Origin of the sequence: Nannocystis sp. (genome assembly GCF_016714285.1) — a bacterium.
Lineage (GTDB): Bacteria > Myxococcota_A > Polyangia > Nannocystales > Nannocystaceae > Nannocystis.
The window spans coordinates 1-17,132 of record NZ_JADJNN010000004.1 but is presented as its reverse complement, the minus strand read 5'-3'; the positions used below and the strand labels follow the sequence as shown (position 1 = coordinate 17,132).

At 70.1% G+C, this 17,132-nt stretch carries 15 protein-coding genes and 2 pseudogenes; 10 read left to right on the top strand and 7 right to left on the bottom strand.

The genetic code is table 11. From position 1 onward, the window contains the following. Positions 1–167 precede the first annotated feature (167 nt). From sucD to IPJ59_RS11010, 4 genes are all read right to left on the bottom strand, one after another. Positions 168–1,052, bottom strand: coding sequence for a succinate--CoA ligase subunit alpha (gene sucD / locus IPJ59_RS11025; protein ID WP_293271394.1), 885 nt, complete (start codon positions 1,050–1,052; stop codon positions 168–170). Next, positions 1,049–2,263, bottom strand: coding sequence for an ADP-forming succinate--CoA ligase subunit beta (gene sucC / locus IPJ59_RS11020; RefSeq protein ID WP_293271392.1), 1,215 nt, complete (start codon positions 2,261–2,263; stop codon positions 1,049–1,051). Before sucC ends, sucD begins: the two co-directional genes overlap by 4 nt. Continuing rightward, positions 2,260–3,231, bottom strand: coding sequence for a malate dehydrogenase (gene mdh, locus IPJ59_RS11015; protein WP_293271390.1), 972 nt, complete (start codon positions 3,229–3,231; stop codon positions 2,260–2,262). Before mdh ends, sucC begins: the two co-directional genes overlap by 4 nt. A gap of 144 nt (positions 3,232–3,375) precedes the next feature. Continuing rightward, a complete protein-coding gene (locus IPJ59_RS11010) occupies positions 3,376–4,305 on the bottom strand; it encodes a methyltransferase domain-containing protein (RefSeq protein ID WP_293271388.1) in 930 nt (309 codons plus the stop codon). A 109-nt stretch (positions 4,306–4,414) separates the two neighbouring features. Between IPJ59_RS11010 and IPJ59_RS11005 the strand changes: the two are divergent. Next, positions 4,415–5,198, top strand: a pseudogene (locus tag IPJ59_RS11005) (2-oxoadipate dioxygenase/decarboxylase family protein). Here the strand turns inward: IPJ59_RS11005 and IPJ59_RS10995 are convergent. Together IPJ59_RS10995 and thyX are read right to left on the bottom strand one after the other, a co-directional pair. Beyond that, positions 5,180–5,500 (bottom strand): hypothetical protein, encoded by a 321-nt coding sequence (locus IPJ59_RS10995; protein ID WP_293271382.1) that lies wholly within the window; start codon positions 5,498–5,500, stop codon positions 5,180–5,182. The pseudogene IPJ59_RS11005 and the gene IPJ59_RS10995 sit on opposite strands and share 19 nt — an antisense overlap. A gap of 57 nt (positions 5,501–5,557) precedes the next feature. Then, positions 5,558–6,436 carry an FAD-dependent thymidylate synthase gene (thyX, locus tag IPJ59_RS10990; protein ID WP_293271380.1) on the bottom strand — a complete coding sequence of 293 codons (879 nt, stop codon included), beginning with the start codon at positions 6,434–6,436 and terminating at the stop codon, positions 5,558–5,560. A gap of 56 nt (positions 6,437–6,492) precedes the next feature. On the opposite strand from thyX, the gene IPJ59_RS10985 reads away from it, so the two are divergent. The 5 genes and pseudogenes from IPJ59_RS10985 (at position 6,493) to IPJ59_RS10965 (ending at position 12,328) form a co-directional block, all read left to right on the top strand. Continuing rightward, positions 6,493–7,524: a TonB family protein gene (locus IPJ59_RS10985; RefSeq protein WP_293271378.1), complete on the top strand. Its 1,032-nt coding sequence runs from the start codon at positions 6,493–6,495 to the stop codon at positions 7,522–7,524. 71 nt (positions 7,525–7,595) lie between these two features. Next, positions 7,596–8,660 carry an SMP-30/gluconolactonase/LRE family protein gene (locus IPJ59_RS10980; RefSeq protein WP_293271376.1) on the top strand — a complete coding sequence of 355 codons (1,065 nt, stop codon included), beginning with the start codon at positions 7,596–7,598 and terminating at the stop codon, positions 8,658–8,660. Positions 8,661–8,774: 114 nt separating this feature from the next. Then, positions 8,775–9,431, top strand: a complete 657-nt coding sequence (locus IPJ59_RS10975; protein WP_293271375.1) for a phosphocholine cytidylyltransferase family protein — start codon at positions 8,775–8,777, stop codon at positions 9,429–9,431. A 366-nt stretch (positions 9,432–9,797) separates the two neighbouring features. Continuing rightward, positions 9,798–10,805 (top strand): annotated as a pseudogene (locus tag IPJ59_RS10970) (DegT/DnrJ/EryC1/StrS family aminotransferase); the annotation flags it as partial. Then, a complete protein-coding gene (locus IPJ59_RS10965) occupies positions 10,805–12,328 on the top strand; it encodes an oligosaccharide flippase family protein (RefSeq protein ID WP_293271373.1) in 1,524 nt (507 codons plus the stop codon). The pseudogene IPJ59_RS10970 and the gene IPJ59_RS10965, both read left to right, overlap by 1 nt. Here IPJ59_RS10965 and IPJ59_RS10960 read toward each other — a convergent pair. Then, entirely contained in the window at positions 12,314–12,937 is a 624-nt protein-coding gene (locus IPJ59_RS10960; RefSeq protein ID WP_293271371.1) for a class I SAM-dependent methyltransferase, read from the bottom strand. The genes IPJ59_RS10965 and IPJ59_RS10960 overlap by 15 nt on opposite strands. A 58-nt stretch (positions 12,938–12,995) precedes the next feature. Here IPJ59_RS10960 and IPJ59_RS10955 point away from each other — a divergent pair, with 58 nt between their 5' ends. From IPJ59_RS10955 to IPJ59_RS37715, 4 genes are all read left to right on the top strand, one after another. Continuing rightward, on the top strand, positions 12,996–13,997 hold the full coding sequence (locus IPJ59_RS10955; protein WP_293271369.1) for a glycosyltransferase family 2 protein: 1,002 nt from the start codon (positions 12,996–12,998) through the stop codon (positions 13,995–13,997). 84 nt (positions 13,998–14,081) lie between these two features. Continuing rightward, positions 14,082–15,377: a nucleotide sugar dehydrogenase gene (locus tag IPJ59_RS10950; RefSeq protein ID WP_293271366.1), complete on the top strand. Its 1,296-nt coding sequence runs from the start codon at positions 14,082–14,084 to the stop codon at positions 15,375–15,377. Positions 15,378–15,707: 330 nt separating this feature from the next. Continuing rightward, entirely contained in the window at positions 15,708–16,127 is a 420-nt protein-coding gene (locus IPJ59_RS10945) for a sugar phosphate nucleotidyltransferase (protein WP_293271364.1), read from the top strand. 701 nt (positions 16,128–16,828) lie between these two features. Next, a partial coding sequence (locus IPJ59_RS37715; RefSeq protein ID WP_366524580.1) for a sugar phosphate nucleotidyltransferase occupies positions 16,829–17,132 on the top strand: 304 nt, incomplete at its 3' end.

The window sequence follows — 17,132 nt, the reverse complement described above, 5'->3', positions numbered from 1 at the left end:
GCAAGCGGTGATCCACGACAACGGGAGGCGCAGGCTTGTGGTCGCTGTGCTTCTTGTGTGTTGGACCTTACGAATTTGGCTGTCGTTGATGTGCTCGAGAAAATAACGAAGCGGCCAGCAGACGGGCAGTCTGTGGCCGCTGAAGCCCCGGAGTGGGGAGTGTGGCGTCAGGCTCGGGCGTGGTGGCCGAGGATGCGGGCCATGGTGGAGCCGAGGTCGGAGGGGGTCTCGGCGATCGCCACGCCGGCGTTGCGGAGCGCCTCGAGCTTGGCCTCGGCGGTGCCCTTGCCGCCGGAGATGATGGCGCCCGCGTGGCCCATGCGCTTGCCGGGCGGGGCGGTGACACCGGCGATGAAGCCGACGACGGGCTTCTTGACGTGGGCGTGGATGAAGGCGGCGCCGTCTTCCTCGGCGGAGCCGCCGATCTCCCCGATCATGATGATGCCCTCGGTCTCGGGGTCGTCGTTGAAGAGGGTGAGGCAGTCGACGAAGTTGGTGCCGTTGACCGGGTCGCCGCCGATGCCGATGGCGGTGGACTGGCCGAGGCCGAGGCTGGTCAGCTGGTGGACGGCCTCGTAGGTGAGGGTGCCGGAGCGGGAGACGACGCCGATCTTGCCGGGCGTGTGGATGTAGCCGGGCATGATGCCGATGCGGCACTGGTTCGGGGTGATGATGCCGGGGCAGTTGGGCCCGAGCAGCCGCGACTTGCGGCCCTGCAGGTAGCGCTTGACGCGGACCATGTCGAGGACGGGGATGCCCTCGGTGATGCAGACGATGAGCGGGACCTCGGCGTCGGCGGCCTCCATGATCGCGTCGGCCGCGAAGGGCGGCGGGACGAAGATGACGGACGCGGTCGCGCCGGTGGCCTTGACGGCGCCGGTGACGGTGTCGAAGACGGGGACGCCGAGGACCTTCTCGCCGCCCTTGCCGGGGGTGACGCCGCCGACGACCTGGGTGCCGTACTTGAGCGAGTTCTCGGCGTGGAAGGCCCCGACCTTGCCGGTGATGCCCTGGACGATGAGGCGCGTGTTCTTGTCGACGAGGACGCTCATGACTTCACCTGGGCCTTGGCGACGAGACCGACGATCTTGGTTGCAGCGTCCCGCAGGTTCGAGGCGGTGACGACGTTGAGGCCGCTGGCGTCGAGCATCTGCTTGCCGAGCTCGACGTTGGTGCCCTCGAGGCGGACGACCAGCGGGACGGAGAGGCCGACCTCCTTCACCGCCGCGATGACGCCGGTGGCGATGGTGTCGCACTTCATGATGCCGCCGAAGATGTTGATCAGGATCCCCTTCACGTTGGGGTCGCTGGTGATGATCTTGAAGGCCGCGGTGACGCGCTCGGCCGTGGCGCCGCCGCCGACGTCGAGGAAGTTGGCCGGGTGGGCGCCGACGTACTGGATGATGTCCATGGTGGCCATCGCCAGGCCGGCGCCGTTGACCATGCAGCCGATGTCGCCGTCGAGCTTGACGTAGCTGAGGTCCCAGGCCTTGGCCTCGAGCTCGGAGGGGTCCTCCTCGTTGGGGTCGCGCAGCTCCTCGAGGTCGCGGTGACGGTACATCGCGTTGTCGTCGAAGGTGACCTTGGCGTCGAGGGCGATGACCTCGCCGGCGCCGGTGATCACGAGCGGGTTGACCTCGAGCAGGGAGCAGTCGAGCTTGTCGTACGCCGCGGCGAGGGCGAGCAGGAACTTGACCGCGCGGCCGGCGACGGGGTCCTGGAGGCCGAGGGCGTAGGCGAGCTTGCGGGCCTGGAACGGCTGCAGGCCGACGGCGGGGTCGATGCTCTCGCGGAGGATCTTCTCCGGGGTGTGGGCGGCGACCTCCTCGATGTCCATGCCGCCCTCGGTGGAGGCCATGATCGTGGTGCGACCGGTGACGCGGTCGAGGGTGATGCCGAGGTAGAGCTCGCGGGCGATGTCCATGCCCTGCTCGACCAGGAGGCGGTGGACCTTCTTGCCCTCGGGGCCGGTCTGGATGGTGACCAGCGTGTTGCCGAGCATCTTCTCGCCGACCTCGAAGGCGGCGTCGGCGGTCTTGACGACCTTGACGCCGCCGAGCTCGGGGTGCTCCTTGAAGCGGCCCTTGCCGCGGCCGCCGGCGTGGATCTGCGACTTGATGACGACGACGGGGTTGCCGGTCTCCTTGTGCAGCTCGTTGGCGGCGGCGCGCACGTCGGCGGGGCTGAAGGCGACCCGTGAGAGCGGGACGGGCACGCCGAGGCCGCGCAGCAGCTCCTTGCCCTGGTACTCGTGGATCTTCATGTGGCCGCCTGCGCGTTCTGGCCGTACGGCAGGATGGCGACGACCTCACGGACGGCCTTGGCCGAGACCTCGAGCATGGCCTTCTCCTTGTCGCCGAGCTTCATCTCGATGATCTTCTCGACGCCGCCCTTGCCGAGGACGCAGGGGACGCCGAGGAAGAGGTCGTGGTAGCCGTACTCGCCGCGCAGGAGGGCGGCGCAGGGGAGCACGCGCTTGCGGTCGCGGACGATCGACTCGACCATGGCGACGGTGGAGGCGGCGGGGGCGTAGTAGCCGGAGTAGCCGAGCAGGCCGACGATCTCGCCGCCGCCGTTGCGGGTGCGGTGGATGATCGCGTCGATCTTGTCCTGCGGGAGCAGCTCGGTCAGCGGGATGCCGCCGATTGAGGTGTGGGTCGGCAGCGGGACCATGGTGTCGCCGTGGCCGCCCAAGACCATGCCGTGGATGTCGTCGACGCTGACGCCGAGGGCCTCGGCGATGAAGGTCTTGTAGCGGGCGGTGTCGAGGACGCCGGCCATGCCGACGACGCGCTCCCTGGGGAACTTCGACTCCTCGTACATGACGTGGCACATGGCATCGAGCGGGTTGCTGACGCAGATGAGCACGGCGTTCGGGGAGCGGCTGGCGATCTCGCGGGTGACGCCGCCGACGATCTTGCGGTTGATCTCGACGAGCTCGTCGCGCGAGGTGAACTTGCCGGTGACGGGGTCCTTCTTGCGCGGGACGCCGGCGGTGATGACGACGACGTCGGAGTCGGCGGTCTCGTCGTAGCCGTTGGTGCCGACCAGCTTGAGGTCGAAGCCCATGACCGGGGCGGACTCGGCGAGGTCGAGCGCCTTGCCCTGCGGAAAGCCCGGGACGATGTCGACGAGGACGACGTCCCCGAGGTGCTTCTGGGCGGCCCAGTGGGCGGCGGTGGCCCCCACGTTGCCGGCTCCCACGATCGTGATCTTGTTGCGGCGTGACATGAAAACTTCCCCCTAGAAGGTCCGCGGGTCGTATACCAGCGGGCTCGTTGCGCGTGCAACGCAGGGATCGGTGGGGATTGGCGGGGGACGTGTGGGGTCACACTGCCCGTGCTGTCGGGCGGGATCGCGCCGCGATATTTGGGGTCAGTGGCGGGTGAAGCGGCCGAGCAGCTCCTCGCCGAGGCGCAGGAGCACGGAGTCGTCGGCGATGGCGAGGGCGTCGACGGTGAAGCGGCGGGCGAAGCTGGCGGCGAGCTCGTCGGCGCTGACGGTGAAGGGCGGGCCGCCGGGGCGACCGTGGGCGTAGAAGAGGCCGAGCAGGCGGCCGCCGGGGACCAGCAGGTCGGCGACTGCGTCGACGTATTCGCGGCGGCGTCGCGGCTCGATCGCGCAGTAGCAGCAGTGCTCGAGGACGAGGTCGAAGCTGGGGCTGCGGGGGAGGGCGAAGAGGTCGGCGACCTGGAAGTCGATCGCGAGGTGTGGCGGGGTGGCAGCGCGGGCGCTGGCGATGGCGGCGGGGGCGAGGTCGATGGCGGTGACGCGGGCGCCGAGCTCGGCGAGCAGGCGGGCCTCGTGACCGCGGCCGCAGCCGACGACGAGGGCGCGCTGGCCGGTCGGGGGATCGGCGGCGAGACAGTGGGCGAGCGGCGGGGTCGGGCGGCCGAGCTCCCAGCCGCCGGCGTCGGCGCGATAGAGGTGGTCCCAGAAGGCGGGGTCGGAGGGGGTGGTGCCGGGGAGGTCGGGGCCGCGGGGCTGGAGCTCGCGGACGATCGCGCGGGCGAGGGCGCTGATCTCCGGGGACATGTCCGAAAGGTCAGGTAGGGGGAGGACGAAGGGGCGGGGCGGATCGCCTTCGGTGGTGAGGCGGAGGACGCGGGTGAGGCCGTCGACGGAGAGGGCGCGGGGCTCGTGGCCGAGGCGATCGTGGAGGCGGGACAGTAGGGGGGCGGCGGCGAGGAGGACGCGGGCGAAGGGCTCGCCCTCGAGGTCGTGGGGGTGTTCGCCGCGATGGTCGGCGAGGACGGCACGGACGTGGCGGTCAGGGCGATGGAGCTTGAAGCTGCGCAGGTCCATGGTCGCGGGGACGATGCGCCGGAGGGGGGCGCGGGGCAAGCGAGTGGTTGCCCCGCGGGGCCAGCGAGTGGTTGCTGCGCGTCGAGGTTGTTGCGATGCTGGCGGGGCGATGGAGCTGCTCTCGGCGCTGTGGGACGACTACGTGACGCGCACGCCGCAGGCGCGGGAGATCCGTGGCGGGCTCGCGGCGCTGGGGGAGACGGTGGTCGACGATCACGTGGCGCTGCGTGGCTTCGCGGGGACGCGGATGGGGATCGACGAGCTGGCGGCGCCGTTCCTGCGGGCAGGCTGGCGGGTCGCGGGGAGCTACCGCTTCGTCGAGAAGAAGCTCGACGCGCGGCACCTGGCGCATCCGGAGGCGGGGCGACCCAAGGTCTTTATCAGCGAGCTGCGGGTCGCGGAGTGCTCGGATGGGTTGCAGGCGACGGTGAGGCGGATGGTCGGGCAGTTACCCGCGGCGCTGGCGATCGGGCGAGGTTGGAGCGTGAGCTTCGCGGAGGTCGAGGCGCTGCGTCGCGAGAGCGAGTACGCGGCGTGGGTGGCGGCGCACGGGCTGCGGGCCAACCACTTCACGGTGCTGGTGAATGCGCTGCGGGGGTTCGCGGAACTGGCGGCGCTGAACGAGTGGGTGGTGGCGCAGGGCTTCGCGCTGAACCCGGCGGGCGGGGTGATCAAGGGGTCCGCGGCGCAGGGGGCTCGAGCAGAGCTCGACGATCGCGGATAACGTGGAGGTGGAGTTCTCCGACGGGGTGTACGCGGTGCCGGGGTGTTACTACGAGTTCGCACGCCGGTACCCGGGGCCGGATGGGGCGCTGTTCGATGGGTTCATCGAGGGGTCGGCGGATCGGATCTTCGAGAGCACCGATCGGGCGGGTCAGTCGATGTCCTCGTAGAGGAGCTGGAGGAGGGCGCCGCAGCGGGTGCAGGCGCTGCGGCCGTCGGCGAGCCGGTAGACGGCGATGGAGCGGCACTCGCAGCACTGCGCGGTCGGGGCGGTGGGATCGCTGTCCGCGGGCAGTGGATCGGGCGGGCTGAGGCCGGGGAGTTTGCTGCCGAGGAATTCAGTGGCGGTCTGGAAGGTGCAGCGGCAGGCGGCGCAGACGTGGTTGAAGCAGCAGCGCGGCTCGCAGGAGTAGGCGATCGCGGGGCTGTGGCAGCGTGGGCAGGCGACGGCGAGCGGGAGGGTGGCGGTCATCGGGCGAGCTCGGGCAGGCGGGTGATCGGACGAGCGCGCGCACGCGATGACAGGCGGTCAGCGGGCGAGCTCGCGGAGGCGGGCGAGCTTGTGCTCGAACTCCTGCAGCTCGCGGCCCTTGAGGCCGGCGGCCGCGATCGCGGCGGGCTCGGGGTCGCCGGCGAGCAGGCGGCCGAGGGCGCGGGCCTCGAGGCGGCTGAGCGGGACGGCCTCGCGGCGGTAGTCGACGAAGGCCTCCCAGGCGTGGGGGACCCAGTCGCGCACGAACTCGGCCATGGCCTCGGCGAACACGCGGATCTCGATCTGGGCGTGGGGGTCGAGGCGGAGGTCGAGGAAGTGGAGGAGGTTGTGGAGGTCGATCTTCCAGATCCACTGGGTGTAGAGCGAGACCGGGAGGATGGTGCGGGCGAGCTCGCGGGCGATGCCGAGTTCGTTGGCGAGGTGCTGGTAGTCGGCGTAGGCGAGCTCGTTGCGGGCGCGCAGCAGCTGGCGCACCTGCTCGCGCTGCTCGGCGGGGAGGCTGGTGTCGTCGTCGCGGCCCTGCTTGTTGGTGGTCGACTGGAGGGTGACGGCCTCGAGCTCGGGGACGTAGAACTCGTCGGGGGCCTCGCTGTAGCGCAGCGACATCTCGTTGACGTTGGCGGTGCGGTGGCGGATCCACTGGCGGGCGACGAAGATCGGCATCTTGCAGCGGAACTTCACCTCGCACATCTCGAAGGGGGTGGTGTGGCGGTGGCGCATCAGGTAGCGCAGGAGGCCGCGGTCGTCGTGGAGCTTGCGGGTGCTCGGGCCGTAGCTCACGCGCGCGGCCTGGACGATGTCCTCATCGGTCCCCATGTAGTCGATCGGCTGGACAAAGCCGAGGTCGAGGACCGGGACCTCACGGCCGAGGCGGGCCTCGGCGCCGGGCGCGAGCGTGCGGGCGGTGGCGGGCATGCGGCGGGAGGGTATACCGGCCCAGGCCGGGGCCGCTATACTTTCTCGCCCTTCGTATGGCCCGCCGCGATGAGTCCTCGCCGATCGTCATCCTGGTGGCGACGCTGATCGCGTCGCTGCTGATGCACGTGCTGCTGTGGCCGCTCGGCGATCGCTTGATCCGGCTGTCGTGGAGCTCGGCGCCGGCGCCCTCGCGCGACGGGTGGATGCAGGTGGCGCTGGTCGACGAGGACGAGAAGCCGCCGGAGGATCCAGAGGCCGAGGCGCCCCGCGAGACCGACCCGCCCGGCAAGCTGATCAAGCAGGAGCGGGTGAAGAAGGAGGTCGTGCCGGACGAGGCGAAGCACGTCGCCGAGTTCGATCAGAAGGTGGAGAAGGAGACGAAGGCGCAGAACGGGCGCGAGCGGGCCGGGGCGAGGCCAACGACGCCAGGCGACGCGCCGGACGCGAACAACATGCCGCCGATGCCGAACCTGCTCGATCCGCGGCCGCAGCCGAAGGAGCCCAGCTCGGCCGAGGGCGAGGCGGACGAGGGGCGCGGCGATCCGGCGCTGCCGAAGGTGCCGAGCCCGGGCTCGCTGCTGCCGTTGCGCCCGCAGCTGGCGTCGCCGGGGCGGCCAGGGGTGCGAGGCGACCCGTCGTCGTCGCCGGGCGACCCGGGGCAGAACGGGAGCATGGACGATATCCAGGACATCGAGGAGGGCGATGAGAATCAGCTCAACTCGCGGCGCTGGAAGTACGCGAGCTTTTTTAATCGGGTGCGCGACCAGGTGAAGCAGCACTGGCACCCGGAGGTGGCGCACGCGGCCCGTGATCCGGACGGGAGTCGCTACGGCATCAAGACCCGGGTGACGCGGCTGCTGATCCGGCTCAATCCGGACGGCACGCTGAACAAGATCAAGCTCGACAGGAGCTCGGACGTCGACTTCCTGGACGAGGAGGCGATCCGGGCGGTGCGCCAGGCGGCGCCGTTCAACAACCCGCCGTCGCAGCTGGTCGACACGGAGACCGGGTTTATCGACTTCGGTTTCGGGTTCATCTTCGAGGTCGAGAGCGGGAAGCCGCAGATCTTCCGCTATCGCCGGTAGGTCTGCACGCCGTTGGGCGGGGGCGAGCGTGGGAGCGGGGGGTCGACGGGGCGTATGATGGCGCCGCGACCATGACGATGATCAAGCGGGTGCTCCTCCTGTTGCTCGCGCTGTCGCTGCTGGCGGTGGCTTACCTGGCGATCAAGCCGGCGCCGATCGATCCGGTGGCGTGGGAGCCGTCGCCGGTGCCGGCGATGACGGGGCCGCTGGCGCCGAACGCGAAGCTGGCGACGGCGGAGCTGATCGGGCAAGGCCAGGTCGATGGGCCCGAGGACATCGAGACGGACGCGCAGGGGCGGGTGTACGCGGGCACCCACGCGGGGACGATCGTGCGGGTGGAGGCCGGGAAGATCACGACCTTCGCGGACACGGGCGGGCGCCCGCTCGGCATCGACTTCGCGCCGGACGGGGCGCTGATCGTGGCGGACGCGAAGAGGGGGCTGCTGTCGGTGGCGCCGGACGGCGTGGTGACGCTGCTGACGGACAGCGCGGACGGGCTGCGCTTCGGCTTCACCGACGACGTGGTGGTGGCGAGCGACGGCGTCATCTACTTCACGGACGCGAGCGACAAGTTCGGCTTCGGCGACCACATGCTGGACCTGCTCGAGGGCCGCGCCCACGGCCGACTGCTGCGCTACGACCCGGTGGGCAAAACGACGACGGTGCTGGCGCAGGGGCTGTTCTTCGCCAACGGGGTGGCGCTGGCGAAGGACGAGAGCTTCGTGGTGGTCAACGAGACGTATCGCTACCGGGTGACGCGGTACTGGCTGCGCGGGCCGAAGGCGGGCACGACGGAGCCGTTCGGGGCGGAGCTGCCGGGCTTCCCCGACGGCATCAGTCAGAGCGGGCGCGGGACCTTCTGGGTCGCGATGTTCACGCCGCGCAACCCGGTCGGGGATTTCCTGGCGCCGCGGCCGTTCCTGCGCAAGATGGTGGCCAACCTGCCGCGCTTCCTGTGGCCCAAGCCGGAGCCGTATGGGCTGGTGATCGAGCTCGATGAGGCGGGCCAGGTGATCCGCAGCCTGCACGACGCGAGCGGGGGGTACGTGGAGCAGGTGGCGTCGGTGCACGAGCACGGGGACAAGCTGTACCTGGGGCACCTGAGCCGGGACCGGATTACGCGGGTGTCGCTCTGACCGCGCGCTGTGCGCGGATGCCGTGAATGGGGCTTCGCGGGCCAGCGGGGGCCGAGATCGCGGGGTAGGGCGAGCATTTGACACGCTCCGGGTTCCCGACTACCAAGGTGCCGCTTGCAAGCTGCGTCGACCGTCGCGGTGCTCCTGGCGGCGGGTGAGGGCACCCGCCTGCACCCGTATACGCAGGATCGACCGAAGTGTCTGGTGACGGTCGGCGGGCGACCGTTGCTCGAGCGAGCCCTCGCCGCGCTCGAGGTCGCGGGGGTCGATGAGGTCGTGATCGTGACCGGCTACCGCGAGGACGTGCTGGCCGACTTCCTGGCGACCTGGCAGGCCGCGCGCCCGCGTCGGCTGCGAGTGACGTGCGTGCGCAACGAGGTCTACGCGAGCACCAACAACGCCTATTCGCTGTGGACCGCGCGGGTCGCCGTTCCGGGGGCCGTCGTGCTGCTCGACGGCGACCTGCTGTTCGAGACGCGGGTGCTGACGACCGTGATGGCGGCGAGCGGCGAGGCGGCGCTGGCGGTCGAGCGTCGGCGTGACCTTGGTGACGAGGAGATGAAGGTGCTCGAAGCGGCAGACGGCACCGTTGCGGCGGTCAGCAAGACCGTCGACGTGGCTGCAGCGATCGGCGAGTCGGTCGGCCTGGCGCGTTTCACGGCCGCGGCCGCCCAGGCGCTGTGGGCCCGCCTCGGCGCGCAGATCGAGGCTGGGCAGCGCCGCGTGTACTACGAGCTGGCGTTCGAGCAGTTGATCGCCGCCGGCTGGTAATTCCACATCAGCGACGTCACCGGGCTCGTGTGCATGGAGATCGATACACCCGAGAACCTCACAGCCGCCCATGCTCTAGCCGATGCGATCGATCGCCTGCCCACCTGAAAGCCGCCATGAAAGACAGCGCCTCGCTCAAGCTCGTGCCTCCCCAAGCCGCCCGTTCGACCCGCGCGGTCGACCAGCCGCTCGCCATCGATGGCGGGCCCGCGGTGCGCAAGACGCCGCTGCCGGGGCCCTTACCGGGCGCGCTGCTGATCGGCCGCGAGGAGGGAGAAGCTGGTCCTCGAGGTGCTGCGCTCGAAGAGCCTGTTTCGTTATTACGGCCCGGATGTGCTCGGTAAGTCGGCGTAGTTCGAGCGCCGCTTCGCGGCCCGCATCGGCTCGCGGCACGCGCTGGCGCTCAACTCGGGCACCTCGGCGCTCAAGTGTGCGTTGCACGCGGTCGGGGTCGGTCGCGGTGATGTGGTGTTGGTGCCGGCGTTCAGCTACGTCGCCACCGCGGATGTCGTGCTCGCGCTTGGGGCCCGCCCGGTGTTCGTCGAGATCGACGAGAGCATGACCCTCGACCCCGTCGACCTGCGTCGTAAGCTGGCCGAAGGGACAGGTACGAAGCCGAAGGCGATCTGCGTGGTCCACCTGTTCGGCGTGGCCGCGGACATGGACCCGATCCTGAAGGTCGCGCGCGAGCACGAGATCCCGGTGATCGAGGACTGCGCGCAGTCTTGCGGCACGATGTACCGCGGGCAGACGGTCGGTCGCCTCGGTGCGCTCGGTATCTTCAGCTTCCAGCTCAACAAGGTGATCACGGCCGGGGAGGGCGGGGCGATCGTGACCGACGACGCCGCGCTGTACGACCGGGCGGTCCGCCTGCACGACCACGGCAACCACCGCGGCAACGAGGCGGCGGGGTCGCCGTGCATCGGCGAGGGGCTGCGGATCGGTGAGCTCAACGCGGCGGTCCTGCTGGCGCAGCTGGGCCGCCTCGACGACATCTTGTCGCGGATGCGCGGGGCCAAGCGCTTCTTGCTCGAGCGCCTCGTAGACATCCCGGGCTTGCAGCTGACCCGTGTGCCCGACGACGAGGGCGACGGCGGCGTCTCGCTCACATTCCTGACCGAGTCGCCTGAACGCACCCTGCGGGTTGTCGAGGCGCTCAACGCTGAGGGTATCCGCGTTCAGCGACAGTACGGCGGGCGCCTGCTGTACATGCAGCCGGCGATCCGCAGCGTGAACCTGCAGCCCGAGCCGCTGTGCCCGCGCTCGGCTGACCTGGTCGCGCGCTGCGTGTTCCTCGGCCTGACGACGACCTTCACGCGCCGCGATCTCCACGACGTCGTCACCGCGATCCGCAAGGTCATGCGCCAGGCGTGATGGCCGGCGCGACGGAGAGCACGCACGCTGCGATCGCCAGGGACGCCGGCGACCTGCGCCGCAGCCTCCGCTTTAACTTGATCGGGTACGTCGTCAAGTTTGCCCATCCCTTCTTGCTGATCGTGGTGATCGCGCTGTACGGGCCGGGGCCCTTCGGCGTGTTCTCGCTGGTCCAGGCGGTGTTGATGGTGCTGCTGCGGCTGGCGTTACTCGGCCTCGACAAGGGCCTGTTGTGGTGGATCCCGCGCCAGGTGCCGGCCGATGAGCGGCTCGGACTGCGCGCCGTGCTGGCGATCTCTGCGGCCACGAGCGCCGCGCTGGCGCTCGCCACGGCTTTGGCCCTCGCCCCGCTGATCGCTGCGTGGGCTGGGCATCCGGAGATCACGACCAGCCTGCGCTGGATGGCCGCCGGCCTGGTGCCGATGGCGATGCTCGAGGTGCTGTGTCAGGCCGCTGTCGGCAAGCGGCACATCGAGGCGCACGTCATCGCCAAGGAAGGCGTGGTGTCGCTGGTGATGGTGCTCGCGGCGCTGCTCCTCTACGCGCTCGGGCTGGCCGAGACCGGGTTGGCGCTGGCGTTCTTCGCCTCCTACGCGGCGGGGCTGGTGGCGGTGCTGTGGGTGTTTCGGCGCGCGTTCGCCGGGTCGTCGTGGCAGGGGCCGGCGTGGCGCCTGCCGCCGGCGCTGTGGCGGTACAGCTGGCCGATGTGGCTAAGCGAGCTGGCTCAGGCGCTGTTCGTTCGCCTCGACGTCTTTGTGCTGGCCGCGCTGACCGACGAGGTCGCGGTGGGCATCTTCGCGGGCGCGCTGCAGTATGCGTCGAATGTGACGGCGATCCGCGTGTCCTTCGACCCGATGGTGATGGCGATGGTCTCGCAGATCGGCCACACGAACGACCAGGGCCGCCTGCGCCGCGGCTTCGCGCATGCGTGGATCATGGTCGCTACCCTGCAGATCCCGCTGGTCGCGTTTATGGTCGCCGCGGCGGCGTGGATCGTGCCGCTGCTGGGCGAGTCGTTCTCGGTGGCCGTGCGACCCGCGCTGATCTTGATTGGTCTGTATTCGCTGCACGGCCTGTTCGGGCTCAATCAGCACATCGTGAGCGGGTTTGGCCACAGCCGGCTGACCTTCGTCAATATGCTGCTAGCGATCGCCAGCGGCTTCGCGCTGCTCGTCCTGCTGATCCCTGTCCATGGCGTCGATGGGGCGGCCTGGGGTATCGGGCTCACCTATGTCTTGCTGAACTTGCTGTGGGCCGTTGAGGCGCGTCTCATCACCAAGGGCTGGCACTACGAGCGCAGCATCGCCGCCGTGCGGGGGTTGACCGCGATCGCGGCCGGGGCCATGGCGGGGGCCTGGATCGGCCTCGCGGCGCTGTGCGGGCCGGGCGTGGCGGCGGACCTCACTGCGCGCATCGGCGGACTCGCGGCCTTCGCCGCGGTGTTCGCCCCCGGCATGATCGCGCTGCGCCGCAGCGGCCGTCTCTCGGGTGACGCCTCCCGGGCCAGCTCAGCCGGCGCGTGAGCGCAGCACCCAGAGATAGTGGTAGGGGTTCTCCGGCACGAAGCCCCGCTCGACGACCTCGAAGTATGTGCTGATTGTGCGCGTGACAGTGCGGATCGGGTGCTGCCAGCCGAGCTCCCAGTGGTGCTCGCCGTTGAAGCGCAGGCGCCATGGGAAGGGCACCGAGAAGCCGCGGCTGAAGCGGAGGCCGGCGAAGTTCCAGGCGAGTCGGAACTGCACGCCGAAGTGGGGGAGGCTCAGCAGGCACCACGGCGCGGCGCGGCGCGCCAGCCCGGCGAGGCAGGCCTCGAAGCGCTCGTAGGGCAGGTGTTCGAGCACCTGGAAGGCGGCGACGCAGTCGAAGCGGAGGCCGGGGGGCAGCGAGTTGTCGAGGTCGCTGACGTCGGCGACGTAGTCGGGCCGGCGGGTGTCGTCGATGTCGACCGATCGCACCTCGACGCCGCGGTTCTCGAGGTACGAGCGAAACACGCGGGTGCCGCTGCCGATCTCCAGGACCCGCTGCGGCGCGGTGCGCAGGGCGGCCCGGATCTGGTACCAGTACGAGCCCCAGCGCTCGAGGTCGTCGTAGCGGTGGAACTCGTAGTGCTGGGGCGGGACCTGAACGGCCATTGGCTGGCGTATACCACGGGGCCGGTGGTAGGGTGCGCCGCCCCTTCGGGTCGCCGCCATGCCCTCGCCGCCCCGCGTCTCCGTCGTCATTCGTTCGTTCAACCGGCACCGGGCGCTGTGTCAGCTGCTGCATGCGGTGCTCGAGCAGCGCTTCAGCGATTTCGAGGTCGTGGTCGTTGAGCAGAGCACGCGCCGGGATCCGGAGGTCGCCGACGAGCTCGCAGCGCTCACCCGTGACCGGCGAGTGCGCATGCTCTACCACCCGCCGCTTGGGGGTCCGCGGGCGCGCAACGTCGGGGCCCGGGCGGCTCGCGGGGAGATCCTGCTGTTCATGGATGACGACGACCTGCCGCTCGACGACGGCTGGATCGACGCTCACCTGCGCAACTTCTCCGACCCGGATTGCATCGCTGTCACCGGGCGGTGGATCCCAGAGGGGCCGGTGCATGGCCCGCCGTACCGCAACATGGAGGTCGCCCGCCGGCACGTCCTCAGCTACGTGCCGATCTTGATGTACCAGCGGGTTTACGCGCAGGCCGATCGCCGCCGCCAGGTCCTGGGGATCCACGGCGGCAACGTCTCGATCCGCCGCGACGCGCTGGCGCGTTTCGGCCTGTGGGACGAGTGCACCAGCGTCGAGGACGAGCTGTCGCTGTGCTACCGGTTCCTGCGCCTGCGTCGGCCTGGCGAGCACGCGGTGTTCGACCCCGAGGCTGTGATGGTTCGCCGGCTCGACATCGCGGGGGGCATGGACAAGCGCTTCCAGCCGCTGCATCGCTATGGCTGGCGCCACTTCGAGTTTCTGCACAACATCATCGGCCATTATTTCCCGGTCCGCTTCGTGCTGCTCTACCCGGCCTATGCGGTGTTGTTGTGGGTGCTGATCCTCGCCATGGCGTGGACCGACCCGCGCCGTAGCCTCGTACGCAAGCTTGGAGGGATCGTGGGCGTGACCGTCGGCTTCCCGCTGCTGTGGTTGCTGTGGCTCGGCAAGTTGCTGGCGCGGCGCCTCACGCAGGGGGCGCCGGTGCATGCGCCACGCCTGGACGGCGCGCCCTGAGCGGGTGAACCGGGCGCTGCGTGACAGGAGTCACCCGCGTGGGCTCGCGCATCTGCGGGGTGTTTCGCTACCTTTCCGCGGGCCGTGGCCCGCACCGATCCGCACGCAGTCCTGTTGCACAAGTTCGCTGATCGCAGCGCCCACATCGCCATCCTCGGGATGGGCTACGTCGGCCTGCCGCTGGCGGTCGCCTTCGCCGAGGCAGGCTTCACGCGGGTCACGGGCCTCGACATCGACGCCGGCAAGCTGGCGGCCCTGCAGCGCGGCGAGTCGTACGTCGAGGACATCTCGGCCGAGCGGGTGGCCCGGATCGTCGGCGTCAACCTGTTCACCTCGAGCGACTTCGACGCGACGCTGGCGAGCGCCGACGTGGCGATCATTTGTGTGCCCACGCCGCTCAACAAGACGCGGGACCCCGATATCCGGGCCTTGACGGCGGCCAGCGAGGCGATCGCCCGCGCGTTGCACCCGGGCATGTTGATCTCGCTCGAGTCGACGACCTACCCGGGGACCACCGATGAGCTGCTGCGGCCCATGTTCGAGGCCCGGGGTCTGCGCGCCGGACAGGACTTCTTCCTGGTGTTCTCGCCGGAGCGCATCGATCCGGGTCGCAAGGACTTCGTGGTGGAGACCACGCCGAAGATCGTCGGCGGGGTGAGCCCGGCCTGCTGCGAGGTCGGGGTCGCGCTGTACCGTCAGGCGATCCGCAGCGTCGTCGCGGTCAGCTCGAGCCAGGCCGCGGAGATGTCGAAGCTGCTGGAGAACACCTTCCGCGCCGTCAACATCGCCCTCGTCAATGAGATCGCGTTGATGTGCGACAAGCTGGGGATCGACGTCTGGGAGGTGATCGACGCCGCCGCGACCAAGCCCTACGGGTTCATGAAATTCACGCCGGGGCCCGGCGTCGGCGGCCACTGCATCCCGCTCGACCCGCACTACCTGTCCTGGAAGCTGCGCACGCTCAACTACAACGCCCGCTTCGTCCAGCTGGCCGACGAGATCAACAGCGGCATGCCGGCGTACTGGGTCGGCAAGGTGCAGGACGCACTCAACGAGCACGAGAAGGCGATCAAGGGCAGCCGGGTGTTGGTGCTCGGGGTCGCCTACAAGAAGGATATCGACGACGTCCGCGAGTCGCCTGCGCTCGACATCATCGAGCTGCTCCGGCAAAAAGGCGCCCGCGTCAGCTATCACGACCCGCATGTCCCGCGCATCGACCACGGTGGGGTCACCCTTCGCAGCGAGCCGGATCTGGCGGCGGCGCTGGACGCCGCGGACTGTGTCGTCGTAGTCACCGACCATAGTGCCTATGACTGGCCGGCGATCGCCCGCCAGGCGCGCCTGGTGGTCGACACACGGCGGGCCCTGCCGCGAGCTTGAAGGTCGCGTGCGACGACACGACGCCGCTCCACAGAAGCCCAGGTCGTCGATGCGTCACGAGCGCGGTCGATAACCGCGAGGCGGTGCGCGCGTCCGAAGAACGCGTTCGCAGTCCTTCGCGTCCGGCTCGTCACGAACGGGGATCGGATGACCTTCGTGTGAGGGCGGCTTCACGGCAACGGAGGAAGGGGACTCTTGGAGGCCGACTACGGCCGCAAGCAGGCCAATTTGCGCGAGTCTGGTACGGCGGGGCGCCAGCGGGTAACCTGGTGCGGGACCCATGGCCCCGGGGCAGCGCGGAGTGTCGGTGTTGTCCGGGTCGTCGTCATCATGGCCGGCGGGGGCGGGACGCGTCTGTGGCCGGCATCGACGCCGACGCGGCCGAAGCAGCTGTTGCAGCTGAGCGAGCGCCCGCCGAGCACCCTGCTCGCGGCGGCGGTCGAGCGGGCGCGTCGTCTGGTGCCGCTCGAGCGGATCTTCGTGGTCACCAACATCGCCCTGGTGCCGGCTGTGGAGGCTGCGGTGCCCGATCTGCCGCCCGCGAACGTGATCCCCGAGCCGCGGCCGCGCAGCACCGCGCCCTGCGTCGCGCTGGCCCTCCTGCACGTCCGCCAGCGCCTGCGGATCGGGCTGTACGGAAGAACAGGTCGCAAAGGCCACGTTGATGGTGTTGCCGGCGGACCATCACATCGGCGATCTGGATCGATTCACCGCGTTGCTGGAGCTTGCGTGAGCAGGCGGAGGAGATGAAGGGATCGACGCCGCTGGGGTCGAGCCGCGCGAGGCCAGTACCGCGTACGGCTACATTGAGCGAGGACCGGAGCCGCTACATGGCGCGGCGCGGCGCGCGTTCGTGTATCCCGCGCTGCGCTTCGTGGAGAAGCCGGATGCGTGCGGGCCCGGGATCTTCGTCGAGACCGGGCGCTCCCTGCGGAACGCCGGCATCTTCGTGATGCCGCTGGGGCGCGCCGCGGCGGGCTCGAGCGCCACGCGCGCGGCCGATGTGGCGGGCGCGATGGCGCCGGTAGCTGCGGCGCTGCTCGCCCCACTGGACCCGGGTCTGCTGCGGTCACCGCCTACGACGCGATCACGGCCGAGGCGATCGACATCGCGGTGATGGAGAAGCAGCGCGACCTCTGCGTCATTCCGATGCGCTTGCCGTGGACCGACCTCGGGTCGTGGTCGGCGATGCATGCCGCGTTGCCGAAGGACAGCCGCGACAACGTGGGTGGTGGCGCCGGCCACGGCGGGGGTGCAGCTGATCGACAGTCAAGGCGTGCTGGGTGTGGAGCGAGGGGCCGAGGTCGCGGTGCTGGGGATGCGTGACGTCGCCGTGGTGGTCAGCGGGGGCGGGTGCTGGTGTGCCCGCTCGATCGCGCCGAGGAGGTGCGCCCTGGCTCGGCGAGCGCCGCTCTTGACCAACTGGCCAGAACAGCCTCAGACCACCGCGGTTGACACCCAGGCCACTTCTCACTGCCGCGCGTGCGTGCCATCATCGTGCTGCCGGTCGCGGCAATCGCCTCGCTCCGCTGACCGACGACCGCCCCAAGCCCCTGGTCGAGGTCCTCGGGCGCTCCATGTTGCTGCGCACGCTCGACCGCCTGCGTGAGGTCGGCGTCCACGACAGCGCCGTGGTCATCGTTACCGGATATCGGGCGAATATGATCGAGGAACTCGTCAAGCGCGAGGGCCTGGCCTGCGAGCTGGTGTTCAACCCGCGTTGGCACGACTACAACAACTGCCACTCGCTGCTGG

Coding starts and splice junctions, on each gene's coding strand:
- IPJ59_RS10995 (WP_293271382.1), bottom strand. CDS start 5,500: ATGACCGCCACCCTCCCGCTCGCCGTCGCCTGCCCACGCTGCCACAGC.
- sucD (WP_293271394.1), bottom strand. CDS start 1,052: ATGAGCGTCCTCGTCGACAAGAACACGCGCCTCATCGTCCAGGGCATC.
- sucC (WP_293271392.1), bottom strand. CDS start 2,263: ATGAAGATCCACGAGTACCAGGGCAAGGAGCTGCTGCGCGGCCTCGGC.
- IPJ59_RS10960 (WP_293271371.1), bottom strand. CDS start 12,937: ATGGCCGTTCAGGTCCCGCCCCAGCACTACGAGTTCCACCGCTACGAC.
- thyX (WP_293271380.1), bottom strand. CDS start 6,436: ATGCCCGCCACCGCCCGCACGCTCGCGCCCGGCGCCGAGGCCCGCCTC.
- IPJ59_RS10945 (WP_293271364.1), top strand. CDS start 15,708: ATGGCCGGCGGGGGCGGGACGCGTCTGTGGCCGGCATCGACGCCGACG.
- IPJ59_RS10985 (WP_293271378.1), top strand. CDS start 6,493: ATGGCCCGCCGCGATGAGTCCTCGCCGATCGTCATCCTGGTGGCGACG.
- IPJ59_RS10965 (WP_293271373.1), top strand. CDS start 10,805: ATGGCCGGCGCGACGGAGAGCACGCACGCTGCGATCGCCAGGGACGCC.
- IPJ59_RS10955 (WP_293271369.1), top strand. CDS start 12,996: ATGCCCTCGCCGCCCCGCGTCTCCGTCGTCATTCGTTCGTTCAACCGG.
- mdh (WP_293271390.1), bottom strand. CDS start 3,231: ATGTCACGCCGCAACAAGATCACGATCGTGGGAGCCGGCAACGTGGGG.
- IPJ59_RS10980 (WP_293271376.1), top strand. CDS start 7,596: ATGACGATGATCAAGCGGGTGCTCCTCCTGTTGCTCGCGCTGTCGCTG.
- IPJ59_RS11010 (WP_293271388.1), bottom strand. CDS start 4,305: ATGGACCTGCGCAGCTTCAAGCTCCATCGCCCTGACCGCCACGTCCGT.